General features: G+C 50.2%; 2 protein-coding genes. One reads left to right on the plus strand and one right to left on the minus strand.

Annotated elements, in window-relative coordinates:
• Positions 1 to 207: 207 nt before the first annotated feature.
• The gene (locus tag L810_RS47975; RefSeq protein ID WP_155836504.1) at positions 208 to 501 is read right to left on the minus strand and encodes a hypothetical protein; all 294 of its coding nucleotides are present in this window, start codon (positions 499 to 501) and stop codon (positions 208 to 210) included.
• Positions 502 to 763: 262 nt separating this feature from the next.
• Between L810_RS47975 and L810_RS48835 the strand changes: the two genes are divergently transcribed.
• On the plus strand, positions 764 to 1,065 hold a 302-nt coding region (locus L810_RS48835), incomplete at its 3' end, for a hypothetical protein (protein ID WP_218921760.1).

Genomic DNA, 1,065 nt, shown 5'->3' on the forward strand with positions numbered 1-1,065 from the left:
GGAAATCCGGCTTTCCGGATTTCCGGAAAATATCCGTCCGGGGATTCGGACGGATGTGGGGGGTTCCGGGGGCGCCTGAGCGACGGGAGCAACTGCGCCTACATTCGCCATTTGCCGAAGTGATGTGTCTCGTCAGATAGCGATCCGACCCCTGTTCATGCTCTAGAGGCCATCATGGTAGCGGTGACGTGGCCCCTGGTCCTTGTCTCACTCTTCAAGCAGTTTTACAGACTTGAGGATTTCCATAAAAATTTCGTAGCTCAGCCCCTCATCCATGTCGAAGTCTCCATCTCGACGCACAAGGCAAGATTGACTCATTACCACTGTTTCTTTCACGTTTCCAATGACCAACCTGATACGTCGGTGCCGATTGTCAAATCGCTCGCAGTGGCCACGACTCGATGCAATGCCTTGGTTATTTTTGTAAAAATCCTCTGCGATCCAGCCGCTCCAATTCGCTCCCGCGATCTCGGATATATGTCCGCCCCAGATAATCCACACTCCGCCTCTTCCAGTTCGCTTGTCGAGATGACAGATCCATTTGCAATTCGACGCAAGCCACTCCCATTCAATGAATTCAGAACATGATCGAGATCCCGCCTGTAGATGTGTAACGCTGGCAATTTTTCGAGTAGATCTGGATTTTTCCGGCCACCAACTAAAGAACCAATCAGCATCGTTGCTCCACTTTGCTCTCGATACGAGTTCGCACAAGGACTGACCTCAGAATCAACAACGGGAGCAAGGACACTCGGAAGGCTAAGTGACAGACCGCAGTTCTGATAAAAACCGTAACGCTGCATCGGCTCAATGCCCTCCGCGGCGGGAAGCCCAAAAAGAAACAGGAAAACGATTACCGAAAGGTGCAAAAAAACTGCGCCAGATCAACCGAATACAATTCGTTTTTGCACATCACCCCTCTCGAAATCCATTAATAAGCAAAACACAACTCAGGCCTCAACCTGAATTTTTAACACTGAATTCGACGGCATACTCCCCCATCGCCAAAAATAAAGTGGATACATTAAAAAACTCCCGACGCCCAAAGCACGCCGATCGCGGCGA

Origin of the sequence: Burkholderia sp. AU4i (genome assembly GCF_000466765.1) — a bacterium.
Taxonomy (GTDB): Bacteria; Pseudomonadota; Gammaproteobacteria; order Burkholderiales; family Burkholderiaceae; genus Burkholderia; species Burkholderia cepacia.